Origin of the sequence: Lacticaseibacillus manihotivorans DSM 13343 = JCM 12514, from assembly GCF_001435035.1 — a bacterium.
In the GTDB taxonomy this organism is placed as follows: domain Bacteria; phylum Bacillota; class Bacilli; order Lactobacillales; family Lactobacillaceae; genus Lacticaseibacillus; species Lacticaseibacillus manihotivorans.
In genome coordinates this window covers 1-377 of sequence record NZ_AZEU01000297.1, presented here as the reverse complement: position 1 = coordinate 377, position 377 = coordinate 1, and the positions used below count along the sequence as shown (strand labels likewise).

Below are 377 nucleotides of genomic sequence, written 5' to 3'. Positions count from 1 at the left end.
TGGGCTTTTATGTCAGTGACAATCAGCTTGATCCGTTGGCTGCCGTCCGCGCAAAGGTGCGTACCAAAAGTCACGAAAATGGTGAGAACCTATCATCAAGTTTGACTCAAGTGAGCTCCGATTATTATGTCGTGACAGTTAAACAAGTTCCTAAGAAACAAGCGCTCCTTTACGTCGTGATTGGTGACAAGAAGACGACGGGGAGTGGGCTGGAGGCTGCCAATAGCCAGGCCTTGTTAGTTCAAAAAGCCAAGAATGCGGGCACCTATAAACGACCAACAACGCACCAACTCCAGCAAGAATATCTCGCCTACATGGTGAAATACTACTCGCAAAAGATTCAGAAACTTGAGCGTAAGGTGGCCAAGAATAAGTCC

General features: G+C 47.2%; 1 pseudogene. It reads left to right on the top strand.

Going from position 1 to position 377, the window contains the following annotated elements:
- Window positions 1-377 (top strand): annotated as a pseudogene (locus tag FD01_RS16340) (ABC transporter ATP-binding protein); the annotation flags it as partial.